This window comes from Segetibacter sp. 3557_3 (assembly GCF_004354985.1).
Lineage (GTDB): Bacteria > Bacteroidota > Bacteroidia > Chitinophagales > Chitinophagaceae > Segetibacter.
Window position 1 is genome coordinate 1 of the sequence record NZ_SMSK01000026.1, and the last position, 22846, is coordinate 22846.

Consider the following 22846-nt stretch of genomic DNA (forward strand, 5'->3'; position numbering starts at 1 on the left):
CTGCCCGCAGTAGCCGTTCCATCAGCTGTTGCGATGTTAAAGCTTACTCCACCGGCTGGTGCTGGTGCACTCAGACTAACCGTAAAGGTGAACACGCTGGTTCCGGCATTACCCTCGGCTTGTGTTACGTCATTAATCGTAAGACTTGGAAGCGGGGTCGCATCGTCGTTGCTGATCGTACCAACACCCTGGCCATCTGCTATAACCGCCCCGGTTACACCGGTTACATTCACAAAGAATGTTTCGTTAGGCTCAACAGTATTGTCGCCATTTACGGTAACATCAAAAGTATAAGTTGAAGCTCCCGCAGGTATGGTTTGGTTTGTAAGCGAGCGTGCAACATAGTCGCTGCCCGCAGTAGCCGTTCCATCAGCTGTTGCGATGTTAAAGCTTACACCACCAGCTGGTGCTGGTGCGCTCAGGCTAACCGTAAAGGTGAACACGCTTGTTCCTGCATTACCCTCTGCCTGGGTCACATCATTAATAGATAGGTTTGGAAGTGGTGCAACATCGTCGTTGCTGATCGTACCAACACCCTGCCCATCTGCTATAACCGCCCCGGTTACACCGGTTACATTCACAAAGAATGTTTCGTTAGGCTCAACAGTATTGTCGCCATTTACGGTAACATCAAAAGTATAAGTTGAAGCTCCCGCAGGTATAGTTTGGTTTGTAAGCGAGCGTGCAACATAGTCGCTGCCCGCAGTAGCTGTTCCATCAGCTGTTCCGATGTTAAAGCTTACTCCACCGGCTGGTGCCGGTGCGCTCAGGCTAACCGTAAAGGTGAACACGCTTGTTCCTGCATTGCCCTCAGCCTGTGTTACGTCATTAATCGTAAGACTTGGAAGCGGGGTCGCATCGTCGTTGCTGATCGTTCCAAGACCCTGTGCCCTGGTTACGTTCGCACCGGTAACACTACTCAAGGTTACAAGGAAGGTCTCGTCAGCTTCAACAGTATTGTCGCCGTTTACCGTAACATCAAATGTATAAGTTGAAGCTCCCGCAGGTATGGTTTGGTTTGTAAGCGAGCGTGCAACATAGTCGCTGCCCGCAGTAGCCGTTCCATCAGCTGTAGCAATGGTAAAGCTTACTCCACCGGCTGGTGCCGGTGCACTCAGGCTAACCGTAAAGGTGAACACGCTTGTTCCTGCATTGCCCTCAGCCTGTGTTACGTCATTAATCGTAAGACTTGGAAGCGGGGTCGCATCGTCGTTGCTGATCGTTCCAAGACCCTGTGCCCTGGTTACGTTCGCACCGGTAACACTACTCAAGGTTACAAGGAAGGTCTCGTCAGCTTCAACAGTATTGTCGCCATTCACTGTTACATCAAATGTATAAGTTGAAGCGCCTGCAGGTATCTGGCCGGTTGCTGACCTTGCAACATAGTCGCTGCCCGCAGTAGCCGTTCCATCAGCTGTAGCAATGGTAAAGCTTACTCCACCGGCTGGTGCCGGTGCACTCAGGCTGACCGTAAAGGTGAACGCACTTGTTCCGGCATTACCCTCGGCCTGGGTTACATCATTTATAGATAAGTTTGGAAGTGGTGCAACATCGTCGTTGTTGATTGTGCCGACACCTTGTCCATCAGTAATGGTCGCACCTGTTGCCCCTGTTACATTCACAAAGAATGTTTCATTAGGCTCAACAGTATTGTCGCCATTCACTGTTACATCAAATGTATAAGTTGAAGCGCCTGCAGGTATCTGGCCGGTTGCTGACCTTGCAACATAGTCGCTGCCCGCAGTAGCCGTTCCATCAGCTGTAGCAATGGTAAAGCTTACTCCACCGGCTGGTGCCGGTGCACTCAGGCTGACCGTAAAGGTGAACACACTTGTTCCGGCATTACCCTCGGCCTGGGTTACATCATTTATAGATAGGTTCGGAAGTGGTGCAACATCGTCGTTGTTGATTGTACCGACACCCTGGCCATCTGTAATGGTCGCACCTGTTGCCCCTGTTACATTCACAAAAAAAGTTTCGTTAGGCTCAACAGTATTGTCGCCATTTACGGTAACATCAAAAGTATAAGTTGAAGCGCCAGCAGGTATCTGGCCGGTCGCTGACCTTGCAACATAGTCACTGCCAGCAGTAGCCGTTCCATCAGCTGTAGCAATGGTAAAGCTTACTCCACCGGCTGGTGCCGGTGCACTCAGGCTGACCGTAAAGGTGAACACACTTGTTCCGGCATTACCCTCTGCCTGGGTAACATCATTAATAGATAAGGTTGGTAATGGTGCAACATCGTCGTTGTTGATTGTACCGACACCTTGTCCATCAGTAATGGTCGCACCTGTTGCCCCTGTTACATTCACAAAGAATGTTTCATTAGGCTCAACAGTATTGTCGCCATTTACGGTAACATCAAAAGTATAAGTTGAAGCGCCAGCAGGTATCTGGCCGGTCGCTGACCTTGCAACATAGTCACTGCCAGCAGTAGCCGTTCCATCAGCTGTAGCAATGGTAAAGCTTACTCCACCAGCTGGTGCCGGTGCACTCAGGCTGACCGTAAAGGTGAACACGCTGGTTCCGGCATTACCCTCTGCCTGGGTAACATCATTAATAGATAAGGTTGGTAATGGTGCAACATCGTCGTTGTTGATTGTACCGACACCTTGTCCATCAGTAATGGTCGCACCTGTTGCCCCTGTTACATTCACAAAGAATGTTTCGTTAGGCTCAACAGTATTGTCGCCATTTACGGTAACATCAAATGTATAAGTTGAAGCGCCTGCAGGTATCTGGCCGGTTGCTGACCTTGCAACATAGTCGCTGCCCGCAGTAGCCGTTCCATCAGCTGTAGCAATGGTAAAGCTTACCCCACCAGCTGGTGCTGGTGCACTCAAGCTAACCGTAAAGGTGAACACGCTGGTTCCTGCATTACCCTCTGCCTGGGTCACATCATTAATAGATAGGTTCGGAAGTGGTGCAACATCGTCGTTGTTGATTGTGCCGACACCCTGGCCATCGGCAATTGTTGCTCCCGTTGGACTGGAAAGGTTTACAAAGAATGTTTCATTAGGCTCCACGGTATTGTCGCCATTTACCGTCACGGCAAAGGTATAGGTGGTAGCCCCCGCTGGTATCTGGCCCGTTGCTGACCTTGCAACATAGTCGCTGCCAGCAGTAGCAGTTCCATCCGCGGTACTGATATTAAAGCTTACTCCACCTGCAGGTGCTGGCGAACTAAGGGTAACGGTAAAATTAAACACGCTGGTTCCGGCATTGCCTTCAGCCTGTGTTACGTCGTTGATCGAAAGGGTCGGCACTACCAATGGCGCAAGACCAATATAAGACAGCGCAGCTCCGTCAGGACTTCCACCATTTACTGGTGTCGAAGACTGCGGATTTTGGTAGAATGGTGCAGGGTAATTGGTGATATCCCCAAGCGTATTTACCTGAACGTACCAATAAGAGTTGCCCTGCACGCCACCGGCCGGCAGGTTAACAAGCAGAATATTATTGAGTTGATCACAATTGGCGGTGCACCCGTTAAATTGAACACTGAAAATTAATTGTTCCTGCCCCGCTACCCAATCATGGTTGTTTGTGGCAGTACCGGCGAATATGAACGTATATATATAATAAGAAGCACCATTGATGGTTTGTGTTGTTACCATCACTTCACGCGAGGTCGCTCCATAATTTACAACAAGGAAATTTGGCTGTAATCCCGATATGTTCGACACCGGCCCCGTGGTATTTGGTGTTACTCCGGCTGAACCCATTGTTGGTGCAGGTGCAACGCTTGCGGGCACAGCAAGCACAAAAGTCAGGCTCTCGTCTTTTTGTGAAAACGATGCTGACGGCTTTAAATAAATGTCTACCGTATTTGGTGTGGAGCCACGTTTGATAGTGCCCTGCATGGTAACCTGACTAATTCCAGGCGTAATAATGCCCAATAACAACAGGAGTAAAAAAAAATTTTTCATAAGCAGATGAATTGAAAAATACTAGCCTTTTTGTCGACGTTTAATTTGATTATTTGAATGAGCATAGACACAAAATTTCACTGATGCATATCGATGATGTACCATTTCAAAGGATCCACCTCTAAATGATTTCATGTTATGAACAGTGACTTATGAGATTCTGCTTTTAAGGGTTGTCAATGATAAATATTGGATTACATTCCCGACGGGGAATACACTTGCAGGTAGCATTTGCAGAATAAAAGGATTAATACAAATTAAATTTTAATGTTTACCTGTGCAAATTTCAGGGTTGAAAAGTATCAAATTTATGTACACGAAAAGCTGTTAAGTAAATTTTAATTTTTCCACCATCTCCCGTTCCCAAAATGGGACAGATATGGGCATCGAAATCACTGGTTTTTAAGCCTTTTCAACGGTTATCATCGCACCCGACAAGATCATTTGTTGCATCAAAAACAAGCGAACATCAGCGCAAAAACCCTTGCTTATAGTTCCTCAAAAAGCATATCCAATTGGGGGTGTTATAATACCGGTATAACCGGGATCACTTTATCGATTTTTAATGTTGCGATCCCTTGCGCAAACATGTAAATCTATCAACGTATTTGACCGCTACCATGCACAAACCACTTTTCGGTTACCAGTTTTTCCAGCGCAAAAGGCCCTCTCGCATGAAGCTTTTGGGTAGATATCCCAATCTCTGCACCAAGGCCAAACTCCATTCCATCAGTAAACCGTGTTGAAGCATTCTTATATACCACCGCAGCGTCTACTTCATTCATAAAACGATCGCATTGCTTCTTGTTCTCCGACACAATTGCTTCGGAGTGCCTCGTAGAGTAAAGGTTGATATGCTCCAAAGCCTCATCTAAATCCCGTACAATCCTGATCCCGCACTTCAGGCTTAGGTACTCGCGCGAGAAATCTTCTGGGCCCGCCCGCTGCAGCATCGGATAACCTTTCAGCAAACGCCATGATTTTTTGTCTGCAAACACTTCTACGGAGCTCTGTTCGAAAAGCGGTCTTAGTTTAACCAAAAAGTCTGCTGCAATTTCCTCATCCAAGATCAGGGTATCCATCGCATTGCATACAGAGGGCCTTGACACTTTAGCATTAACAACGATATTCAGTGCTTTTTTAAGGTCGGCTTGTTTCTCCACATACACATGGCATACCCCTGCACCCGTTTCAATAACCGGAACAAGACTGTTTTTACGTACATATTGTATTAAAGCATCAGAACCACGCGGAATGATCACGTCAACATACCGGGTTGCCGTCAGCAGTTCATGCACGCTTTCGCGCTCCGATGGCAACAGGCATATGCTTGCAGCCGGTATCCCGTGTTCAGCCAATACTTTCCTGATCATCCTGATCGCAGCCTGGTTCGTTTGTTCCGCTTCCTGGCTGCCTTTTAGCAGGCAGCCGTTTTTACTTCGTAAACATAAGGCGGCAATGTCGAACGTGACATTCGGCCGCGACTCATAAATGGTACCAACAACCCCCATGGGCACCGTAAATTTGTGCAACAACAAACCATTTGGCAACTTCCGCTCTTCGAGCAACTTTCCCGAAGGGTTTGGCAGTTTACTCACCTGTTTAATTCCTGCTGCGATCAACCTGATCCGTTCAGGGGTAAGCAGCAGGCGATCCGCCTTCGGATCATCCTTTGCCATTCGGTCCACATCTTTTTTGTTGGCCTTTAATAACTCCGCCGAATTTGCTTCCAGCTCTTTTGCAAGCGAAACCAAAGCGGCCTTTATCAGGCGATCATCAATGGTTCTAAGCTCTGCCGCTGCTTTGTGCGTTTTGACTAAGAGTGGTGCGATAGATTTCATAGTTTTCTTTTGAGCCCGGCAGTGATTCTTTGGTTTATCTTCCGTTGCGTCGCACTCTTGTACCGGATAACCGGGTTCACCAGGTACCCTGCCCTATTGTGTCTGCGCAACTGATTAAAACAAAACGATATCATCTGAATGCGCGGCTATGGTATTCTTTTTCGATAAGCGTTCTGCGATCTCAGGAGAGTTCAGTTTTACTTTTGCTACTCCAATAATTTGCTGTTCTTCGTTGATCAACTGCACCACCTCCCCGGCTGAAAACATGCCTGTTACTGCTGCAATTCCAACTGCCAAAAGGCTTTTCCTGTTGTTTAAAGCTTTTTCAGCGCCTTTATCAACCTGTATACCTCCCAGGGTAATTGACCCGCTCGCCAACCATTTTCTCCTGGCTTTCAGGTTGGACTTTCTTGGTTTAAAGGTTGTACCGGCTTTGCCCTCCAACGCATCGGCAAAGGGCCGTAACCCACTAACCCCCGTCATAATTACCCGAATACCTAATGAGGTTGCCAGCTTGGTAAAGGTGAGCTTCGATAACATACCACCCAGCCCAAGTGAACTTTTTTCATTGCTCACAAAACCCATAATGGTTTGATCAATACGGTCAATAGCCGGTATAATCTTTCGTTCGTGATCCATAAAGCCGCCCACCGAAGTACATATTATAAGTGTATCAGCATCAAAGCCAATCGCCACAAGTGTCGAAAGTTCATCATTGTCCGAAAACTTCAGCTCCACATTGCTCACCAGGTCATTCTCATTAACAATAGGCACAATGTCGTTGTGCCAGAATTCATAAAAGGTGTCTTTAAGCTGAAGAAATTGCGAACGGTTCGAAAAATGATGACGCTCGCATAGCGCCTGCGCCACGGTAATACCATGAAATGACAGATGGCGTTGGTACAACTGTATCAGCATTGGGTTACCTACAGCTGCAGCAGCTTTTCGCTCAAGCAACGATCCCTTATAGTTTTTAAAAAAAGACTTTCCACTTCCCACCGCTCCACTTGAAACAATTACGATTCGGTATGCACCACAAAGCTCGGCAACTTCAGCAGCAAGTTTTTTTATAAATACTTCGTCGGGTTTGCCGGTGCTATCGGTAATTACCGCAGACCCTAACTTGATCACCAACACCGGCTTTTGCATGTTTATATTTTAGCGTTGTAAAATTATAGCTACGGCAAGCAAATTACCAACAGAGATTGCAAAGCGCATTGGGCCGGGTAAAAAAGCAAAAGCCCCGGTATAAACCGGGGCTAAGAAGTGGCTGTACTTTCAAGAATATTATGATGGTAGACTTTCGTTGTTCAGTTACATTATAGTTGTTCCATATAAACGGTTCCGATCAAACCACCAAAAACCAGGTTCAATAGAAAGTTCTGATCGTTATTTGGACCATTGGTTTTTATGCTGGCATCCAGATTAATGTCGTCGTAGGAATATACCGACGATACGACACCTGTTAGAGAACCACCAAGTGCCCCGTTTTGTATCCTGTCCTGGTCGTTCAAAGGGCCGTTGTATTTTACGTTGTTGTTCATATTTGCATTGCCTCCACGCATCGTCCAGGCATTGCCCATATGAACACTTGAAAAATAACCCATGTTCTGGTAACAATTGTAACCCGAAGTTGTGAAGTCGAAATGACCTGAACCACTATTGAAATCGATGACTTGCGAAGATCGGATGGAAAGGTGGTTTCTATGTTTCACTACTACATAGTACCCCCCGGATGGCACACCGGCAAACAATATTCGTGTAGTTGATCCATCAGTGTCTACGATAAGTCCGTCAGATCGCAGCAACCCTGCACGCCTTGCAACAACAGTTGAGGGAGAAGATGAATTTCTCAGCTCAACCAATACCCAATCAACGATATCCGTATGTGCGGCAAAGAATCCTCCGCTCACGCGCTCGGTTCCGCTGTAATTGAATGTTGAATTGTTATACGGCTGGGATGATGCATAATTTTGTAAGACCCCCGATGAGTTCAGCAACGTACTCATTCGTCCACTGGATGGACTATAGGCACCTTGCAAAAAAACCTTACCGGTAAAATAAACCCCGGTGCTTGCAACAGGAGCTCCGGTTTCATACTGGTGTGCATTGTAAACGTCGGTACCAAATTGTATTTGTCCGGTTGCATTATAGTGTACCCAATCCTGTAAAGGATATGAGTCGGTGTTTATCAGTATTGCATTGTTTGAACTATTTGCGCAGTAGTTTGCCTGGGCTGCTCTAACCATATCGCGGTATGGATATCCTGTTGGCGCGTAAATTCTTCCGATTACTTTCTTGTATACTGTTGATGGTAGCCCATGTCGGGAGATCAATCCCCGCCACATGGCATCAATGTTAGTAAAAAAGTTTACCAGGTTGTTTTGGTAGGCCGAAGCATCCGCTGCTGTTTTTGCATCGTCTTCACCCTGCATCCAGATGATTGCTTTCAAATCGAGCTTAACTCCTTGCGCATCGGCCTGGGCTACTGCGGTTGGCAACCACGATGATAGCTGTTGCCACCTGATCCCGGCTTCATAGGGTTGTTGACCGGGTGACTGTGGCCTCCAATCAACTGCCAGTGTCGTTCCGCCTACTCCTTGTTTGTAAACAAACCGCTTGCGACTTTGCCTGCTTTCCAGGCTTTTCATCAACGATGCTTCCGGCCCAAACTGGGATGGATCGGCATAGTTTTCACACCTTGTGTTAACGCCTACATTCATCGTTTGCCATGTTGCTGAAAAGCCACCTACACCAGGGTTCCAGATACTTGTATTTGATTGCACCCCGGCATATAAAGCTGCCTGTTGAGTATTCATACCGTTGGTAGTTGCCCAACCGGTATTGGATTGGCCAATTATGATGTAAAACGGAACAAGAGTTTGTGCGTAGGATCGGGAGAAAACAGCAATTGCTACAATTACCAGGATAGAGGTTATGGCCGTTAGTTTCAGGTTCTTCATCAATGATACTTCCTTTAAAATGATCAATACATTACTGTGGTGGCTTAAAGCCATCAAGGAATGAACCCACGTTTTCACGCAGCCTCACTCTGCCAGCATTGAAACTATTTACATTGGGTAAATCAACTCATCCAATTAGCAACTGACAACGGGGATCAGCAGAATATTTGTCAAAAAATCGAGGTGTTAACAATACCAAACAGTCCTGTACGTGCGCCAGGCAATCTCTTAGAACCTCTGAAATGAAACATAGATTATTAGCGCAATGATAAAGTAATATCAAGTAAGGGAGCCTTAGCGTTTCATTAAATTATACTTAAACAAAGCTGATAAACAATGAATTAAACAATCGTTCTATTGAAAAACCATATTCTCCGATACAGATTTTCACTGGCTATTAAAAAAGCTTTGCGGCACCAAAGCCTGGCGCACTCGACGGGGAAGAAAGGATCATAGTGCACCATATTTTACCACCTATGATCAGCTACTTTCATGCTGTTGCTTTTTTTTGTAACCTTACGCCGGTAAGGTTGTGTTGTCAATCACGGCAGCAGTCAACCACCATTGCAATGGATACCGTTTACCTGCCTTAACTACAGGTTGTTTTTATTGTAAAATGTTCATCTGAGAAGAGACTGAGTTTTAAATTATGAGTCAAAATTCCAATGCAAGAAGCTTTAGCAGCATATTCCAATTTGTTCGCCAGGCAATAAAGGGTGGCGAACAAGACTTTACCCAGGGCAGTATCAGGAGAGCAGTTTTCTTACTTGCAATACCAATGATACTGGAGATGTGCATGGAGTCGGTGTTTGCCGTTGTTGATATATTTTTTGTTGGCAAGCTTGGCCGCGAAGCAGCTGCTACGGTAGGCTTAACCGAATCAATCCTGACACTTATTTATTCTATTGCTATTGGCTTAAGCATGGCTGCAACAGCCCTTGTTGCAAGAAGGGTTGGAGAGAAAAACAGCGAAGAAGCAGCAAAAGCTGGTGTGCAATCCATATTGGTTGCATTAGCAGTAACTGTGCTAATCAGCATAGCGGGTGTTGTGTTTGCCCGACCTATTCTTAGGTTTATGGCCGCTCCTGAAGGGGTACTTGCAATAGGTGTACCCTATATGCGCATCATGTTTGGTGGCAGTGTTGTTATCATGTTGCTGTTCCTGATCAATGGAATATTCAGGGGCGCCGGTGATGCATCTATCGCAATGCGGAGCCTTTGGCTAGCTAATATTTGCAACATCATACTGTGCCCGCTACTCATTTACGGATTGGGACCTGTGCCTGCCTTTGGTCTTACCGGTGCCGCCATCGCGACAACAATCGGCCGGGGAACAGGGGTATGTTACCAACTGTATCACCTATTTAAAGGCAATGGTGCTTTAACCATACGAAAGGAACACTTCATTCCTGATCCCGCCATCATCCGGTCTATAATAAAGGTTTCTTCTACAGCTACCGTTCAGTTTATCATTGCTTCAGCAAGCTGGATTTTTCTCGCCAGGATCATCAGCAGCTTTGGCAGTGATGCCATAGCGGGCTATACCATAGCGCTCAGAGTTATTGTCTTTTTTATTCTCCCCGCCTGGGGGTTAAGTAATGCTGCCGCGACGCTGGTCGGCCAAAACCTTGGGGCTAAACTACCGGACCGTGCAGAAAAGAGTGTTTGGAAAACCGCCCAGTACAACATCATATTCATGGTGTTTGTAACCATCGTCTTCTACTTATTTGCGGAGCCGATTATAGGCATATTTACCAGGCAAATCAACGTTGCTGCAATTGCTATCCAGGCCCTGCGTGTAGTGAGCATCGGATATGTTGGTTACGGTCTCGGCATGGTACTTATGAATGCTTTTAACGGCGCCGGTGACACCCGTACACCCACCTGGATAAATCTTTTTGGCTTTTGGGCCTTCCAGATACCACTGGCTTATTTCCTGGCAAAACAGATCGATCTCGGTCCGAAGGGCGTATTTTGGGCTATTGTGATTGCCGAATGCTCGATTACGGTAGTTACTTTGTATTTATTCAGGAGGGGTACCTGGAAAACAGTAAAGATCTAACTGGTACTATTGTCATTCTGCCAGTTGGGCGAACCGTTGTCGTCGCCCGTACAGGCCACAGAATACTCATCATCCTCAACATCGTTCTATTATGCCCAACTATGTTAGCGCACAACAATTGCGGCAGTTAACCTTCTTTTCGCTGTTGGTTTTCCTGTTCATCTTTCTCTTTTTACAGATCGCTTCTTTTTTACCGGCATTACTGGGCGCCATTACGCTTTATGTGCTGCTCCAAAAACGCATGCATTGGCTCGTAAACGAACGCAAATGGAACAATAAGGTCGCAGCAGGTGTATTACTGTTGCTGTCGTTCCTGGTTGTATTGGTGCCCACCTGGATAATGGCTAACATGATTACCTCGCGACTTGCCGGTGTAATCCGGAACTCAGAACAGGTAGTGGCTGTGATCAACAAAACCATACAATTTGTTGAATTCAAGTTACACCTTCAGCTACCTGGGCCGGATGCCGAGGGCATCAATAAAACCGTAACCTCTTCACTTCCGCGGGTACTTGGTGCAACTTTCAATACGCTTACTTCTATTGTCATCATGTACTTCATCCTCTATTTCATGCTGGTGAGCACACAGACATGGAAAATGGTTACATGAATACATCCCGCTTAAACAACACAATGTTGACCTGGTGGCGCACGAGATGCGGACCCTTGTTATATCAAATGCGCTTGGTGTTCCCCTGGTGGCACTATTACAGGGGCTGGTTGCCCTGGCCAGTTACGTGTTATTAGGCGTACCCGATGTTTGGTTCTGGTTCCTGTTTACCTGCGTTGCTTCGATGTTGCCGTTTGTGGGGGCAGCGCTTGCCTATGTGCCACTTAGCCTCGTGTTGTTTTCGCAGGGAGAGAACTGGAAAGGTATTGTGCTGCTGGTTTACGGAATTGCCATCATTGGCAGCGTAGATAATATCTTCAGGTTTGTGCTTCAAAAAAAGCTTGGAAACATTCATCCGCTGATTACGGTATTTGGCGTGATCATCGGTATCAACCTTTTTGGGTTTATCGGGCTCGTTTTCGGTCCCATTTTCATCTCCATGTTTATCCTCCTGGTCAAGATTTATATGAATGAATTTGTTAAGGTCAGTACCCCTTCAGAGGAACAACTGAAAACCTAAAACTTTGTTTTTTCGGTCCGGTTTGTTAGTACCCCCACAATAATTTACTTACTTTAGCTGTTAGCTATTGGTATAATATCAGACAAACGAATACTTCAAGGCACATATGCAAAGAATATTTAAGTTCGTTCCGGGATTAATGATAGCTGCCGTATGTTCGGCTTTCAACCCCGTTTCAGCAGGAGAAAATGGCAACCTGCCCGACGACAAAAACATGCCCTCGCTCCTTTCTTCCTCAATCGGTTCACCCGCATTTGTACGTCATTGCGATTCGGTTTATGAAAGTATTGGTTTACTTACCTATGGACTTGAGAGAGACGTATTTTCCAAAGCTTATAAGGGTTACCAGTACCTCCTGAACAAGGGTGTGCTTCGAAAAACCAGTACCTTAACCATATGCGACTACAGCCAGAGCAGTAATAATAAAAGGTTGTACGTTATCGACCTGAAAGAAGGCAAGCTATTGTACAATACCTATGTTTCGCATGGCAAAAACAGCGGACAGGAATTTGCAACCAGTTTTTCCAACATCACCAACTCGAACAAAAGCAGCCTTGGATTCCTGGTTACTGCCGAAACTTATTCTGGAAAAGCTGGCTACAGCATGCGGTTCGACGGTATGGAAAGTGGAGTAAATGATAAGGTGAGGATGCGCGATATTGTGTTACATGGGTCTCGTTTTGTAAACGAGCACTTTATGGATATGCGTGGCGCAATTGGTAAAAGCCTGGGCTGTCCTGCAGTTCCACTGGTTCAGGCAAAAAAGATTATTGATGCCATCAAAGGCGGTTCCTGCTTTTATGTAAATCATCCCGACGATTGGTATACGCGCACTTCTACCATACTAAACGCCAATGTAGACCTGATGCTAAGCCCGGCAGCAACGGCGGTTAATCCCAGCCCGGCTGTTGTTAATCCGGAATTAGGCGAGCACAATAGCTCACCTGCTAAAATGCTCTAATAAGATCCCAGGATATAAAATACTCAGCCCCTTTGCAGGGGCTTTTTTGTGGGTTTTACTTTCTGTTTGTTTGGTATTAGGGATTGGGTATTGAGGTATTAGGGTATTGGGTATTGAGGTATTGGGTATTGAAGTATAAAGGTATTGAGGTGGGGGGGTGGTATGTGGGCGGCGCGGGTATCGGGCGCTGATATTTACGGAATGATCGCTATCATTAGAACGCCGCACTGGCAGACTACTGATCATAAGCGCGTTGCCGTTGAACTGAGCGTAGCAACGATGTCTCCCCAGGGCTGTCCAGCTGGTCACCAAAAAAAACTTAACAGGAGCAGGTTACAGAACGATTACGCAGGCAATTACCTGGAACAGTATGCCGATGAGGAAACCCCAGATGATCTCGACAGGGTGATGGTCGGAAACTGCGAGCCGGGCGGTACACACCAAGCCGGCAATAATCGTGGCAATGCTGATGGGCACACCCATCGGATCAAATGTATACAGCCCGATCAAGACCATAAACGCCAGCACCCCACCAACTCCCAGCGCATGCATGCTGATTTTAAAATAGCTGTTTGCCATGAGTGCAGCGGATGTGGTTAGAAACAAGCCGAGCAGAAATGACACCAGTATCAAGGGGTTTTCTGTTTGGTTTTTGCTGACATACCACGCCCAAAAGAAGTAAATGATGGAGGCGATATAGGGAATGATCCTTTCCTGCTGGGTTCGTAATTTGATGGACTCAACAAACTTTAGTCGCCATAGCAGAAAAACGGTGAGGGTTGGAAAAAACACCGTAAGAATAAAGAATGAAACCAGCTTCATCAGCTTTTGTTTCTCCTGAAGCGAAGCATAAGAATAGGGGTGGATAAAGATGAGGTAGGCAATAACGTAAATGGGCAAAAACACCGGGTGAAAAACATAGGAAACGAACCTGGCTCCTGCTCTTACGGCTGGGTGCATCGGGGGCGGGTAAGCATATTCGTTTTCCATATACCAGGCGGTTGATTAAAGTTGTTTGCGCAACCGGGCTACTGGCAGGTTTAGCTGTTCGCGGTATTTTGCTACGGTCCGGCGGGCGATGTTGTATCCTTTTTCCTGGAGCATGTCGGTAAGCTGCTCGTCGCTTAGTGGTTTGCGTTTATCCTCGGCCTCGATGAGGTTGCTAAGGATCTTTTTAACTTCCCTGGTGCTCACTTCTTCTCCGCTGTCGGTACTTAGCGACTCACTAAAGAAAAACTTGAGCCGATAGGTGCCGAATTCTGTTTGTACAAACTTGCTGTTTGCCACCCGGCTGACGGTACTGATGTCGAGCCCTGTCATTTCAGCAATATCTTTAAGGATCATCGGTTTCAGGGTGGTTTCATCACCGGTCAGAAAAAACTCTTCCTGGTAGTTCATGATGCTCTGCATGGTACCGATAAGCGTTTGCTGCCGCTGTTTGATCATATCGATAAACCACTTTGCCGAGTCGATCTTTTGCTTGATGAACAGCACGGCTTCTTTTTGCCGTTTGTCTTTTTTCGCACCCTTCTCATAATCTTTTATCATGTCGCGGTACCCCTCGCTGATCCGGAGGTCGGGGGCATTTTTGCTGTTTAGTGTAAGCTCAAGCTTACCCGCGTTATTGAAGATAAAAAAGTCGGGAACGACATAGCTTTCAGCCTTGTTTACAGAGCCGATATTTCCCCCGGGCTTAGGATTAAGCTTGATGATCTGGGTGATTACCGCCTTCAACTGGTCGTCGGACAGGTTAAGGCCACGTTGAATTTTTTCGTAGTGTTTTTTGGTGAATTCATCGAAGTACTTCTCCATGACCTGCAGTGCCAGCTCAACCTCTTTTCCCTCTTTTAAACGGCGATTCAATTGCAGAATGAGGCATTCTTTAAGATTGCGGGCACAGATACCGGGCGGATCGAATTGCTGGATTTTTTTGATCATAGCCTCGATTTCGATCTCCGATGCTACCACGTTCTGGCGAAATGCAAGATCGTCGGCGATGGAAGACAGCTCCCTCCTGAGGTAACCATCATCATCAATACTACCTACGATTTGTTCGGCCATTTTGCGGGCCCTTTCGTCAAGGTCCATCATACCCAGCTGGTCGAGCAACATTTCGTGGAACGAGGTTTCAACCCTGATCGGGATCACCTTTCCTTCATCAGCTTCAGGATAGTTTTCGTCCCGTAGTTTATAATCGCCGACTTCATCGTCGCCCTCATTGATGTATTCGCTTAAGTCCAGGTTGTCGTATTCGTCGGCGCTTCCTTCAGCTTCAAATTCCTCATCACCCGACTCAAATTCGTCTTTCAGGTTGTCGTCATATTCGTCGTGCCCGTCTTCACTAACCTCAAGGGCGGGATTTTCTTCGAGTTCTTCCTTTATTCTTTCTTCCAGGTTGGCCGTAGGAACCTGCAACAACTTCATCAACTGAATTTGTTGAGGTGATAACTTCTGTAATAGCTTCTGCTGTAATGATTGACTTAATGACATTTCTTAAACTCCTCTCGAATACTAAACGGAACAAAGGTTAATACGTTTCTAAGGGTAACCTAAACAAATACACTTGGGTTTATGTTAACGTTAAAATCTGGCATAAATTTTCCTGCCAGCTTTTTGCGGTAAATTTACATACAAAAGCACCATAAGATGAGGCACCGTTTGATTTGTTTCTTTATTATATTATCAGTATGCTTTTACCATCGGACCTCTGCCCAACGACCATTCCGGCTTATTCCTCTAAGGGCTGCAACATACTCTGCACCCGCCGACACTACAGCCAAAATATTCTTAAATAATCCTATATACCCGAAACCCGGGCAGTTTGGCAACCCCATGATACCGGCAGATTATTACACCAAAACCATTGGCTTTTTCTGCACCAAAGAACTGCAGGTTGAAAAAGCGGCTAAGTTTCCACTCCGCTTCCGGCTTGGGTCGGTTAATTACTGTGACGGGCTCGAAGGTAAAAACAGGTAACTATCCGGCTAATGCTGCCCGGAAAAGGATAGCGTGACGCTCGTGTGCATACAAAGGAAACTTGCCCTGTAAGTTTTAGTACCGCCTGGCTATTGGCGGTGAATTTATCAAAGGATGGTGCCGGATTTATGGTTTATCGGCTTGAACATTGGGTAGTTAACCCATTGTAACCATTGTCTTACTAAGCACTTGTTTAACAATATCAGCAATTTTTTCTCCTTTTTCGTTAACCTGGCTCTCCGACCAGCCGAGGCTGATGGCCGTACTAATACAGCGGCTCATTACGCGATCGCTTGCAGGAAATGATTTGGTGGCAAGTTGCTTTAATGTGTTTGTGATTTCTGTGCCTTGACCATTCAGGAAATCGGCATTTTTCAGGTGATCCCATTTGCTGATATAGTGCCAGTTATTATTGTACCAATAGAAGTTTCCGGCCAGTATACCGGCTTCTTTAAGTTGTTCGACAACCGTTTTGGTAATCTCTTCTGTTGGCAGGAACCAGCTCAGGAACGTACAGCTGTCTACCCCACCATCAGGGATCTCGCGGAAGGTAATTTCAGGTATTGCAGAAAGTATGTTTTTTAGCACAGACTGATTGGCCCGTTGTATTTCAAGAAATTGGTCAAGCTTTCGGATCTGGGCCAGACCAACTGCGGCATGCAGTTCACTTATGCGGTAATTGTAACCAATAAAAGGGTGCAGGTCGGCGCCGCGGTCAACCCCGGCGTGGTCGTGCCCATGGTCGGTATAACCATCACACTTAACATAAAGGGATTCATTGTTTGTCATCACCACACCGCCTTCTCCACAGGTAATCGTTTTTACAAAATCAAAACTAAAGGTTCCGGCATCGCCAATTGTCCCCACTTTTTTGCCATTGTAAGTAGCCCCTATACTCTGGCAGGCATCTTCAAGCAAAACCAGGTTGTGCTCGCGGCAAATGTCCATTAATGCTTCCAGGTCGGCCATACTGCCGCACATGTGTACGGGCATGATACAACGGGTTTTTGGTGTTATTGCCGCCCTTACGGCCAGCGGATCAAGCGTAAGTGTTTCATTGATGTCGACCAACACCGGTATGGCGCCAACACTGATGACGGCTTCGAAACTTGCGACAAAGGTGAAGGTTGGCATAATGACTTCATCGCCATAACCGATACCTAAAGCAGCCATTGCTGTTGTAAGGGCAGCAGTGCCACTGCTCGTAAGCTGGGCGTATTTGCAGCCAAATGTGTTGCAAATCTCAGTTTCCAGCTCCTTCGACTTCCAGATACCTTTACGGGGACCATCAAAACCATAACGCATTAGTATACCGGTTTCCAGTACGTCATTAACTTCCTTACGTTCTTCGTCGCCCCAAAATTCGAAACCTGGCATATGCAAATGTTTGATGGTTATACAATAGTTGCTGCAAAGCTATTGATCATTAGGGATCACCTGATTTGCAGTGATAAAATTATTCACTTTTACGTGCGGCGTCAAACCAGATACCGCAACCTGGTTTGCTTACAACATCCTACCGCTATAAAGGTTTAGCGCAGCGAAACCCATTCACTCACGTTATTATTCCTGTCGACGGCGGCAATAAACAGCTTTTCAATTTTTGGAATCTGCAGTTCCTCAAGGTCTACATCCACAAACTTTTCGGCAACATACAGCTTTACCAGTGTGGCATTTTCACGGGCAACTGCCTTGCCGGGTGATACCGTATACAAAGCGAAACCCTTGATTGGCTCAGCTCCCCGGTACATTATGCGTTGCTGCTTGCTGCCCCTGATTTTTTCGATCAGCGGAACGATCGGTGCAATGCTATCGATCCAGGGCATAGGTGGTACCAGCGCCGGCAGCCGGTAGTAATTGTTTCGAAGGCTGTCGTTCCAACCGTAAGGGTTTCTGGCAAATGACTTGCTGCTAAAATATACGCTACCCTGTATCTGGGGTCGTTCGCGAAGTTCCTTGATCTGGTTTGGAATTTCAGAGGGTCTTCTCCAGCCACCGCTTTTCTGTTCGTAGCCGCGGTAGATTCCATGGCCCACGAAAACCTGCTTTCCAAAGCTATTGCCAGACCACCAATCGAGCAATACATTGTAATCGCATAAAGGGTGCCCGATCTCCCAGTATAATTGAGGAGCAACGTAGTCGATCCACCCGTTTTTCATCCACAGCAGTATGTCCGCATAAAGGTCGTCGTAGTTGGTAAGCCCAGCCCTGGTTGAACTACCAGCCGGGTCCTTGCTTTTGTTTCGCCAGACACCAAAGGGCGAGATCCCAAATTTGATCCGCGAATTTGCGGTCTGAATGGTTTCGTGTACCATCCTGATGATGGAGTCAACATTACTTCGCCGCCAGTCGTTGCGGGTCATGCCCACTCCATATTTCTGGTAAGTGGCTTCATCGGGGATGGTTTTACCGGCAATCGGGTAAGGATAAAAGTAGTCATCGAAGTGTATGCCATCGAGATCATATCTTGATACTACGTCTTTGATCACCCCATTTACGTATTCACGTACCTCCGGCATACCCGGGTTAAAAATTTTTATTGTGCCATAGTTCAAAAACCACTGGGGATTTAGCCGGGTGACGTGGTTGTGTGCTACCGACGATTTGTTTACGTTAAACACAGCCCGGTATGGGTTTAACCAGGCGTGAAACTCCATACCACGTTTATGCGTCTCTTCGATCATAAACTGTAACGGATCGTAATAAGGTGATGGTGCAAGGCCCTGTTTACCGGTAAGATATTCACTCCAGGGTTCAAAAGCCGAAGGATAAAAAGCGTCGGTGGAAGGCCTGACTTGCATCAGGATCGCGTTCATCCCGTTCCGCTGGTGCAGGTCGAGTAATTTGATGAACTCGGATTTCTGGTCTTCAGTGGGGAGCCCTCTTTTACTTGGCCAATCAATATTTTCTACTGTTGCCACCCAAACTGCCCGGAATTCGTATTGTGGTGGCACCTGGGATTTGGCCATCATGAAAAACCCCAGCAGAAATAATAGTGTAAAAACGCCTTTGATGTTAGTCCCCGTAATGTTCATTCTTCTTGTCTTTTTAGCGATCGCCTCCCCTCATTTTGTCAAGCAGGCTGTTCAATGTTTTAGCCTCTTCAGGGCTAAGGTTGCCTGTGATGGCGTCTAATTGTGTATTGTTAACCGTGAGCCGCTCCAGCAGTTCCATTCCTTTACCGGTTAAAGAAATTTCTACCAGGCGCTTATCGTGCGAACAAGTAATTTTATTCAGTAACCCTTTTTTCATCAGTCGTTCAACAATCCGGCTGGTATCGCTCATTTTGTCGATCATGCGTTCGCGTATCTGGAGCGTTGATAATGGTTGGGAGCTCCCTTTTACGATCCGCAAAATATTGTACTGTTGCGGTGTAATGTCTTCTTTTTCGAGCAGGAGTCTTATTTGCTCCAGTACCCAATTGGAGGAAAACAAAAGATTGATCGTGACCTTCTGGTATTCGTTCCGGAAAGTTTCCTGCTGTATTTCTTGTTCAATCTTCATTGGCCCGTTTATGCAAAAATATGGTTCCTGCTCATGAGCGACGCCTTTTTTAAACCATAGTATTATGCGTGTTCCTTCATTGATCCATCCTAATCTAATGTCGTCTGGTTGAAAAATTTCTGGCCCAGGCTGAAGCTGCAGTGTTACACTTGCTTGCACGCTCCGGCATCAAATACAAGGAGGCGCAACTCCTGTCGGTTCCTTTTTTCATACGCCGACAGGTGAAAAAGACCAGTTTGCCACCCAGCATAAAAGCATAATTAATGTATATTGACGGGCATATTAAAAGAACACTAAAATTTTGCAAAACTTAAACATTACCACTAAAGAAACTATCTTTGAATAGTTGTTTAACTAACTATATGCCAAACAACCAATTTAAGAAAGGCGAGCTATACAGTTTTATAACGGGCATGGCTTCAACAGCAGTAGCGAGGAGATTACAACGGAACTTCAAACAGGCAGGATTAGAAATTACCATCGAACAATGGAGCGTTCTTTACCATTTGTGGAAAGAGGATGGGCTAAGTCAACAGGAGTTGTGCAATCGCAGTTTTCGCGACAAGCCCAGCATAACCCGGCTTTTAGATAACCTCGAAAAACTAAAGCTGGTAAAGCGTTTCCCATCAAAAAACGACAGGCGAATAAACCTCGTTAAACTTACCGACGAAGCCATACAACTACAGGAGCAAACGATGGATATGGCAAACCAAACCCTAAATGAAGCGCTGGATGGCGTTAGTAAAGAACACGTCGACATGTGTAAAGCGGTATTGGCCCAGGTATATGAAAACCTCAAGTAAATCTTGCTGAGCACCTTTACCACCAGTATATACTGCTTTAGTCACCTCATCAATTAAACCTCAAACCCAATCATATGAATACGACAACACTAAATACACAAAGCGTAAAAGGTGGTGAATGGCTGGTAAAGGATCTCTCTCCATTTGAAACTTTCATTCCGGAAGATTTTAATGAAGAGCAGCAGATGGTTAAAGATATGTGCCGTGGTTTTTTGGATAGCGAAGTAATGCCTGTAGTTAACCAGATTGATAAAATGGAACCCGGGTTGATGTCGTCGCTGGTTGCAAAGGCTGGCGAGCAGGGTCTGCTGGGTGTTTCGGTACCCGAAGAGCTTGGCGGCCTGGGCAAGGATTTCATTACCAGTACACTGGTTAACGAAGGTCTTGGCGGGGGATTTTCATTTTCTGTAGCTGTATCAGCGCATACCGGTATCGGCACTTTACCAATCCTTTACTTTGGCACTGAGGCGCAAAAGCAGCAATACGTAACTAAACTCGCTACCGGCGAGTGGAAAGGCTCCTATGGACTTACCGAGCCAAACAGCGGAAGCGATGCACTTAGCGCAAAAACGACTGCGCGGTTGAGCGATGACGGCAAATATTATCTTTTAAATGGCCAGAAGTGCTGGATCACAAATGGTGGGTTTGCCGACGTTTTTACGGTATTTGCAAAAATTGACGGCGACAAGTTTACCTGCTTCATCGTTGAAAAAGGTTTCGAAGGCTTTACTCATGGCGAGGAAGAGCATAAGATGGGTATTAAAGGCTCTTCTACCGTGCAGTTGTACTTCCAGGATTGTAAAGTACCGGTTGAAAACGTACTTGGCGAAGTAGGTAAGGGTCATATCATCGCTTTCAACATACTGAATATCGGCAGGTTAAAACTTTGTGCGGCAGCATTGGGCGGCAGCAAAAGAGCACTAAACACTTCTCTGGAGTATGCACTCACACGCGAACAGTTTAAACAACCCATCAGCAACTTCGGCGCGATACAATATAAACTCGCTGAGATGGCAATTCGCATCTGGATTTGCGAAAGTGCCTTATACCGTACCGGAAAATGGATCGATGATAAAGAGACCGAGCTGGCAAACAGCGGCAAACCAGTTACTGAAGCGTTGCTTGGAGCCGCGGAAGAGTTTGCAATTGAATGTGCCATGCTAAAGGTTTACGGCAGCGAGGTATTGGATTATGTGGTAGATGAAGGTGTGCAAATACATGGCGGTAATGGTTACAGCGACGAATACATCATCTCGAAAGCCTACCGCGATAGCAGGATCAACCGTATTTACGAAGGCACAAACGAAATCAACAGGTTGCTCACAGTCGACATGATGCTGAAACGTGCAATGAAGGGCAGGCTCGACCTGATGGGACCCGCAATGAGCGTTCAAAAGGAATTGATGAGCATTCCTGATTTCAACAGCGACGATGAGGCACCTTTTGCAAAGGAACTAAAGGCCATTGCAAACTTTAAAAAAGCCATACTAATGACTGCCGGAGCTGCGGTTCAAAAGTTTATGATTAAGCTTGAGCACGAGCAAGAGGTACTCATGAATATTGCCGATATGGCGATTGAAACCTTTAATGCAGAAAGTGGATTGCTCAGGTTGATCAAACTGGTGGAAAGAAATGGCCAAGCTTCGGTACCTGTTGAGCACGATATGGTTAAAACCTATATCGCTGATGCTGCTGACCGGATCAATAAAAATGGTAAAGATGCCATCAACGCGTTTGCGGAGGGTGACGAACAGCGGATGATGCTGCTTGGCTTAAAACGCTTTACGAAAACTGAACCTTTTAACGTTAAAGACGCGCGCCGGAGAATTGCTGCAAAGTATATCGCCGACGGAAAATATCCCCTATAGAAGAACCATAAGGTTCCCGGGCCTCGCTTTTAGCGGGGCTTTTTTTTGCCCATATTACAAACTTTTGCAGCTGTAGTTTTCATATGTAATCGTAGTGTGATTGTTGTTGATGATTGACCTGAATGATGACTATGGGCAATTAAAAATTAAGCTTTGTACTGTCCAAAAAGATTAGCATTATTAACCCAGGCGTTTACAAGCAAACAGGAGCAATAATTTATGAGCAAAAATGTGGTACAACTCAGCAAATTGTTAAGCCTTGTGCTCCGTCACCAACCCGGTTATATCGGTATACAGTTGGACGAAAACGGCTGGACACCTGTTCACGAGCTTATCGCAGCAATCAACACTATTGGCACCCCGATTAATTTGGCTACGCTCGAAAATGTAGTGCACACCAATAACAAACAACGGTTTGCCTTTAACGAGGATCAAACACTTATTCGTGCCAGCCAGGGGCATTCGGTTAACGTGTCCTTAAACCTGGAACCGGAAGTTCCAACCGCAGAGCTTTACCATGGAACCGCACAACAGTTTGTTGCATCCATCCTGCAAAATGGCTTGATGAAGCGAAGCAGAAATCATGTACACCTGAGCGCCGATACCAACACTGCTGTGCAGGTTGGTTCACGGCGGGGAAAACCTGTTGTACTCATTATTGACTCGGCTGCCATGCACGCCAACGGTTATACGTTTTTCTTATCCGAAAACGGGGTGTGGCTAACTGATCATGTGCCCCGAGAATATGTAAGGCTCGCTTGAGCATGGAGCATGGAATTCCGTAATAAAACATTGTGCCCCTCCAATGC

General features: G+C 46.1%; 15 protein-coding genes and 2 pseudogenes. 8 read left to right on the forward strand and 9 right to left on the reverse strand.

From position 1 onward, the window contains the following. The 4 genes and pseudogenes from EXU57_RS23480 to EXU57_RS25985 all read right to left on the reverse strand — a co-directional run. The coding region (locus EXU57_RS23480) for a beta strand repeat-containing protein (RefSeq protein ID WP_207955593.1) at positions 1-3929 on the reverse strand (3929 nt) is incomplete at its 3' end. A 599-nt stretch (positions 3930-4528) separates the two neighbouring features. Further along, positions 4529-5782: pseudogene (locus EXU57_RS23485) on the reverse strand (glutamate-5-semialdehyde dehydrogenase); the annotation flags it as partial. A 102-nt stretch (positions 5783-5884) separates the two neighbouring features. Then, positions 5885-6919 (reverse strand): glutamate 5-kinase, encoded by a 1035-nt coding sequence (gene proB, locus EXU57_RS23490; RefSeq protein ID WP_133270713.1) that lies wholly within the window; start codon positions 6917-6919, stop codon positions 5885-5887. A 974-nt stretch (positions 6920-7893) separates the two neighbouring features. Beyond that, a pseudogene (locus EXU57_RS25985) lies at positions 7894-8787 on the reverse strand (sialate O-acetylesterase); the annotation flags it as partial. A gap of 595 nt (positions 8788-9382) precedes the next feature. On the opposite strand from EXU57_RS25985, the gene EXU57_RS23500 reads away from it, so the two are divergent. The 4 genes from EXU57_RS23500 to EXU57_RS23515 all read left to right on the forward strand — a co-directional run bounded on the left by EXU57_RS23500 (position 9383) and on the right by EXU57_RS23515 (position 12886). Further along, positions 9383-10795 (forward strand): MATE family efflux transporter, encoded by a 1413-nt coding sequence (locus tag EXU57_RS23500; RefSeq protein ID WP_133270715.1) that lies wholly within the window; start codon positions 9383-9385, stop codon positions 10793-10795. Positions 10796-10886: 91 nt separating this feature from the next. Then, complete coding sequence (locus EXU57_RS23505) at positions 10887-11405, forward strand: hypothetical protein (RefSeq protein WP_133270716.1); 519 nt, start codon at positions 10887-10889, stop codon at positions 11403-11405. 4 nt (positions 11406-11409) lie between these two features. After that, positions 11410-11925, forward strand: coding sequence for an AI-2E family transporter (locus EXU57_RS23510; RefSeq protein WP_133270717.1), 516 nt, complete (start codon positions 11410-11412; stop codon positions 11923-11925). Between the two features lie 106 nt (positions 11926-12031). Then, positions 12032-12886 (forward strand): murein L,D-transpeptidase catalytic domain family protein, encoded by an 855-nt coding sequence (locus EXU57_RS23515; RefSeq protein WP_133270718.1) that lies wholly within the window; start codon positions 12032-12034, stop codon positions 12884-12886. Between the two features lie 333 nt (positions 12887-13219). Here EXU57_RS23515 and EXU57_RS23520 read toward each other — a convergent pair whose 3' ends face one another. Together EXU57_RS23520 and rpoN are read right to left on the reverse strand one after the other, a co-directional pair. Beyond that, a complete protein-coding gene (locus EXU57_RS23520; RefSeq protein WP_133270719.1) occupies positions 13220-13876 on the reverse strand; it encodes a hypothetical protein in 657 nt (218 codons plus the stop codon). Between the two features lie 15 nt (positions 13877-13891). Continuing rightward, the gene (gene rpoN / locus EXU57_RS23525) at positions 13892-15376 is read right to left on the reverse strand and encodes an RNA polymerase factor sigma-54 (protein WP_133270720.1); all 1485 of its coding nucleotides are present in this window, start codon (positions 15374-15376) and stop codon (positions 13892-13894) included. 156 nt (positions 15377-15532) lie between these two features. On the opposite strand from rpoN, the gene EXU57_RS23530 reads away from it, so the two are divergent. Then, entirely contained in the window at positions 15533-15862 is a 330-nt protein-coding gene (locus tag EXU57_RS23530) for a hypothetical protein (RefSeq protein WP_133270721.1), read from the forward strand. A 156-nt stretch (positions 15863-16018) separates the two neighbouring features. Here EXU57_RS23530 and EXU57_RS23535 read toward each other — a convergent pair whose 3' ends face one another. The 3 genes from EXU57_RS23535 to EXU57_RS23545 all read right to left on the reverse strand — a co-directional run bounded on the left by EXU57_RS23535 (position 16019) and on the right by EXU57_RS23545 (position 19366). Beyond that, the gene (locus EXU57_RS23535) at positions 16019-17239 is read right to left on the reverse strand and encodes a DegT/DnrJ/EryC1/StrS family aminotransferase (protein WP_133270722.1); all 1221 of its coding nucleotides are present in this window, start codon (positions 17237-17239) and stop codon (positions 16019-16021) included. Between the two features lie 155 nt (positions 17240-17394). Next, positions 17395-18897: a glycoside hydrolase family 10 protein gene (locus EXU57_RS23540; protein WP_243745701.1), complete on the reverse strand. Its 1503-nt coding sequence runs from the start codon at positions 18895-18897 to the stop codon at positions 17395-17397. 13 nt (positions 18898-18910) lie between these two features. Continuing rightward, positions 18911-19366 (reverse strand): MarR family winged helix-turn-helix transcriptional regulator, encoded by a 456-nt coding sequence (locus EXU57_RS23545; RefSeq protein ID WP_133270723.1) that lies wholly within the window; start codon positions 19364-19366, stop codon positions 18911-18913. A gap of 362 nt (positions 19367-19728) precedes the next feature. Here EXU57_RS23545 and EXU57_RS23550 point away from each other — a divergent pair, with 362 nt between their 5' ends. The 3 genes from EXU57_RS23550 (at position 19729) to EXU57_RS23560 (ending at position 22799) form a co-directional block, all read left to right on the forward strand. Then, positions 19729-20169 carry a MarR family winged helix-turn-helix transcriptional regulator gene (locus EXU57_RS23550; protein WP_133270724.1) on the forward strand — a complete coding sequence of 147 codons (441 nt, stop codon included), beginning with the start codon at positions 19729-19731 and terminating at the stop codon, positions 20167-20169. A gap of 74 nt (positions 20170-20243) precedes the next feature. After that, complete coding sequence (locus tag EXU57_RS23555) at positions 20244-22037, forward strand: acyl-CoA dehydrogenase family protein (protein WP_133270725.1); 1794 nt, start codon at positions 20244-20246, stop codon at positions 22035-22037. A gap of 219 nt (positions 22038-22256) precedes the next feature. Further along, positions 22257-22799, forward strand: a complete 543-nt coding sequence (locus EXU57_RS23560) for an RNA 2'-phosphotransferase (RefSeq protein WP_133270726.1) — start codon at positions 22257-22259, stop codon at positions 22797-22799. The last annotated feature ends 47 nt before the right edge of the window (positions 22800-22846 follow it).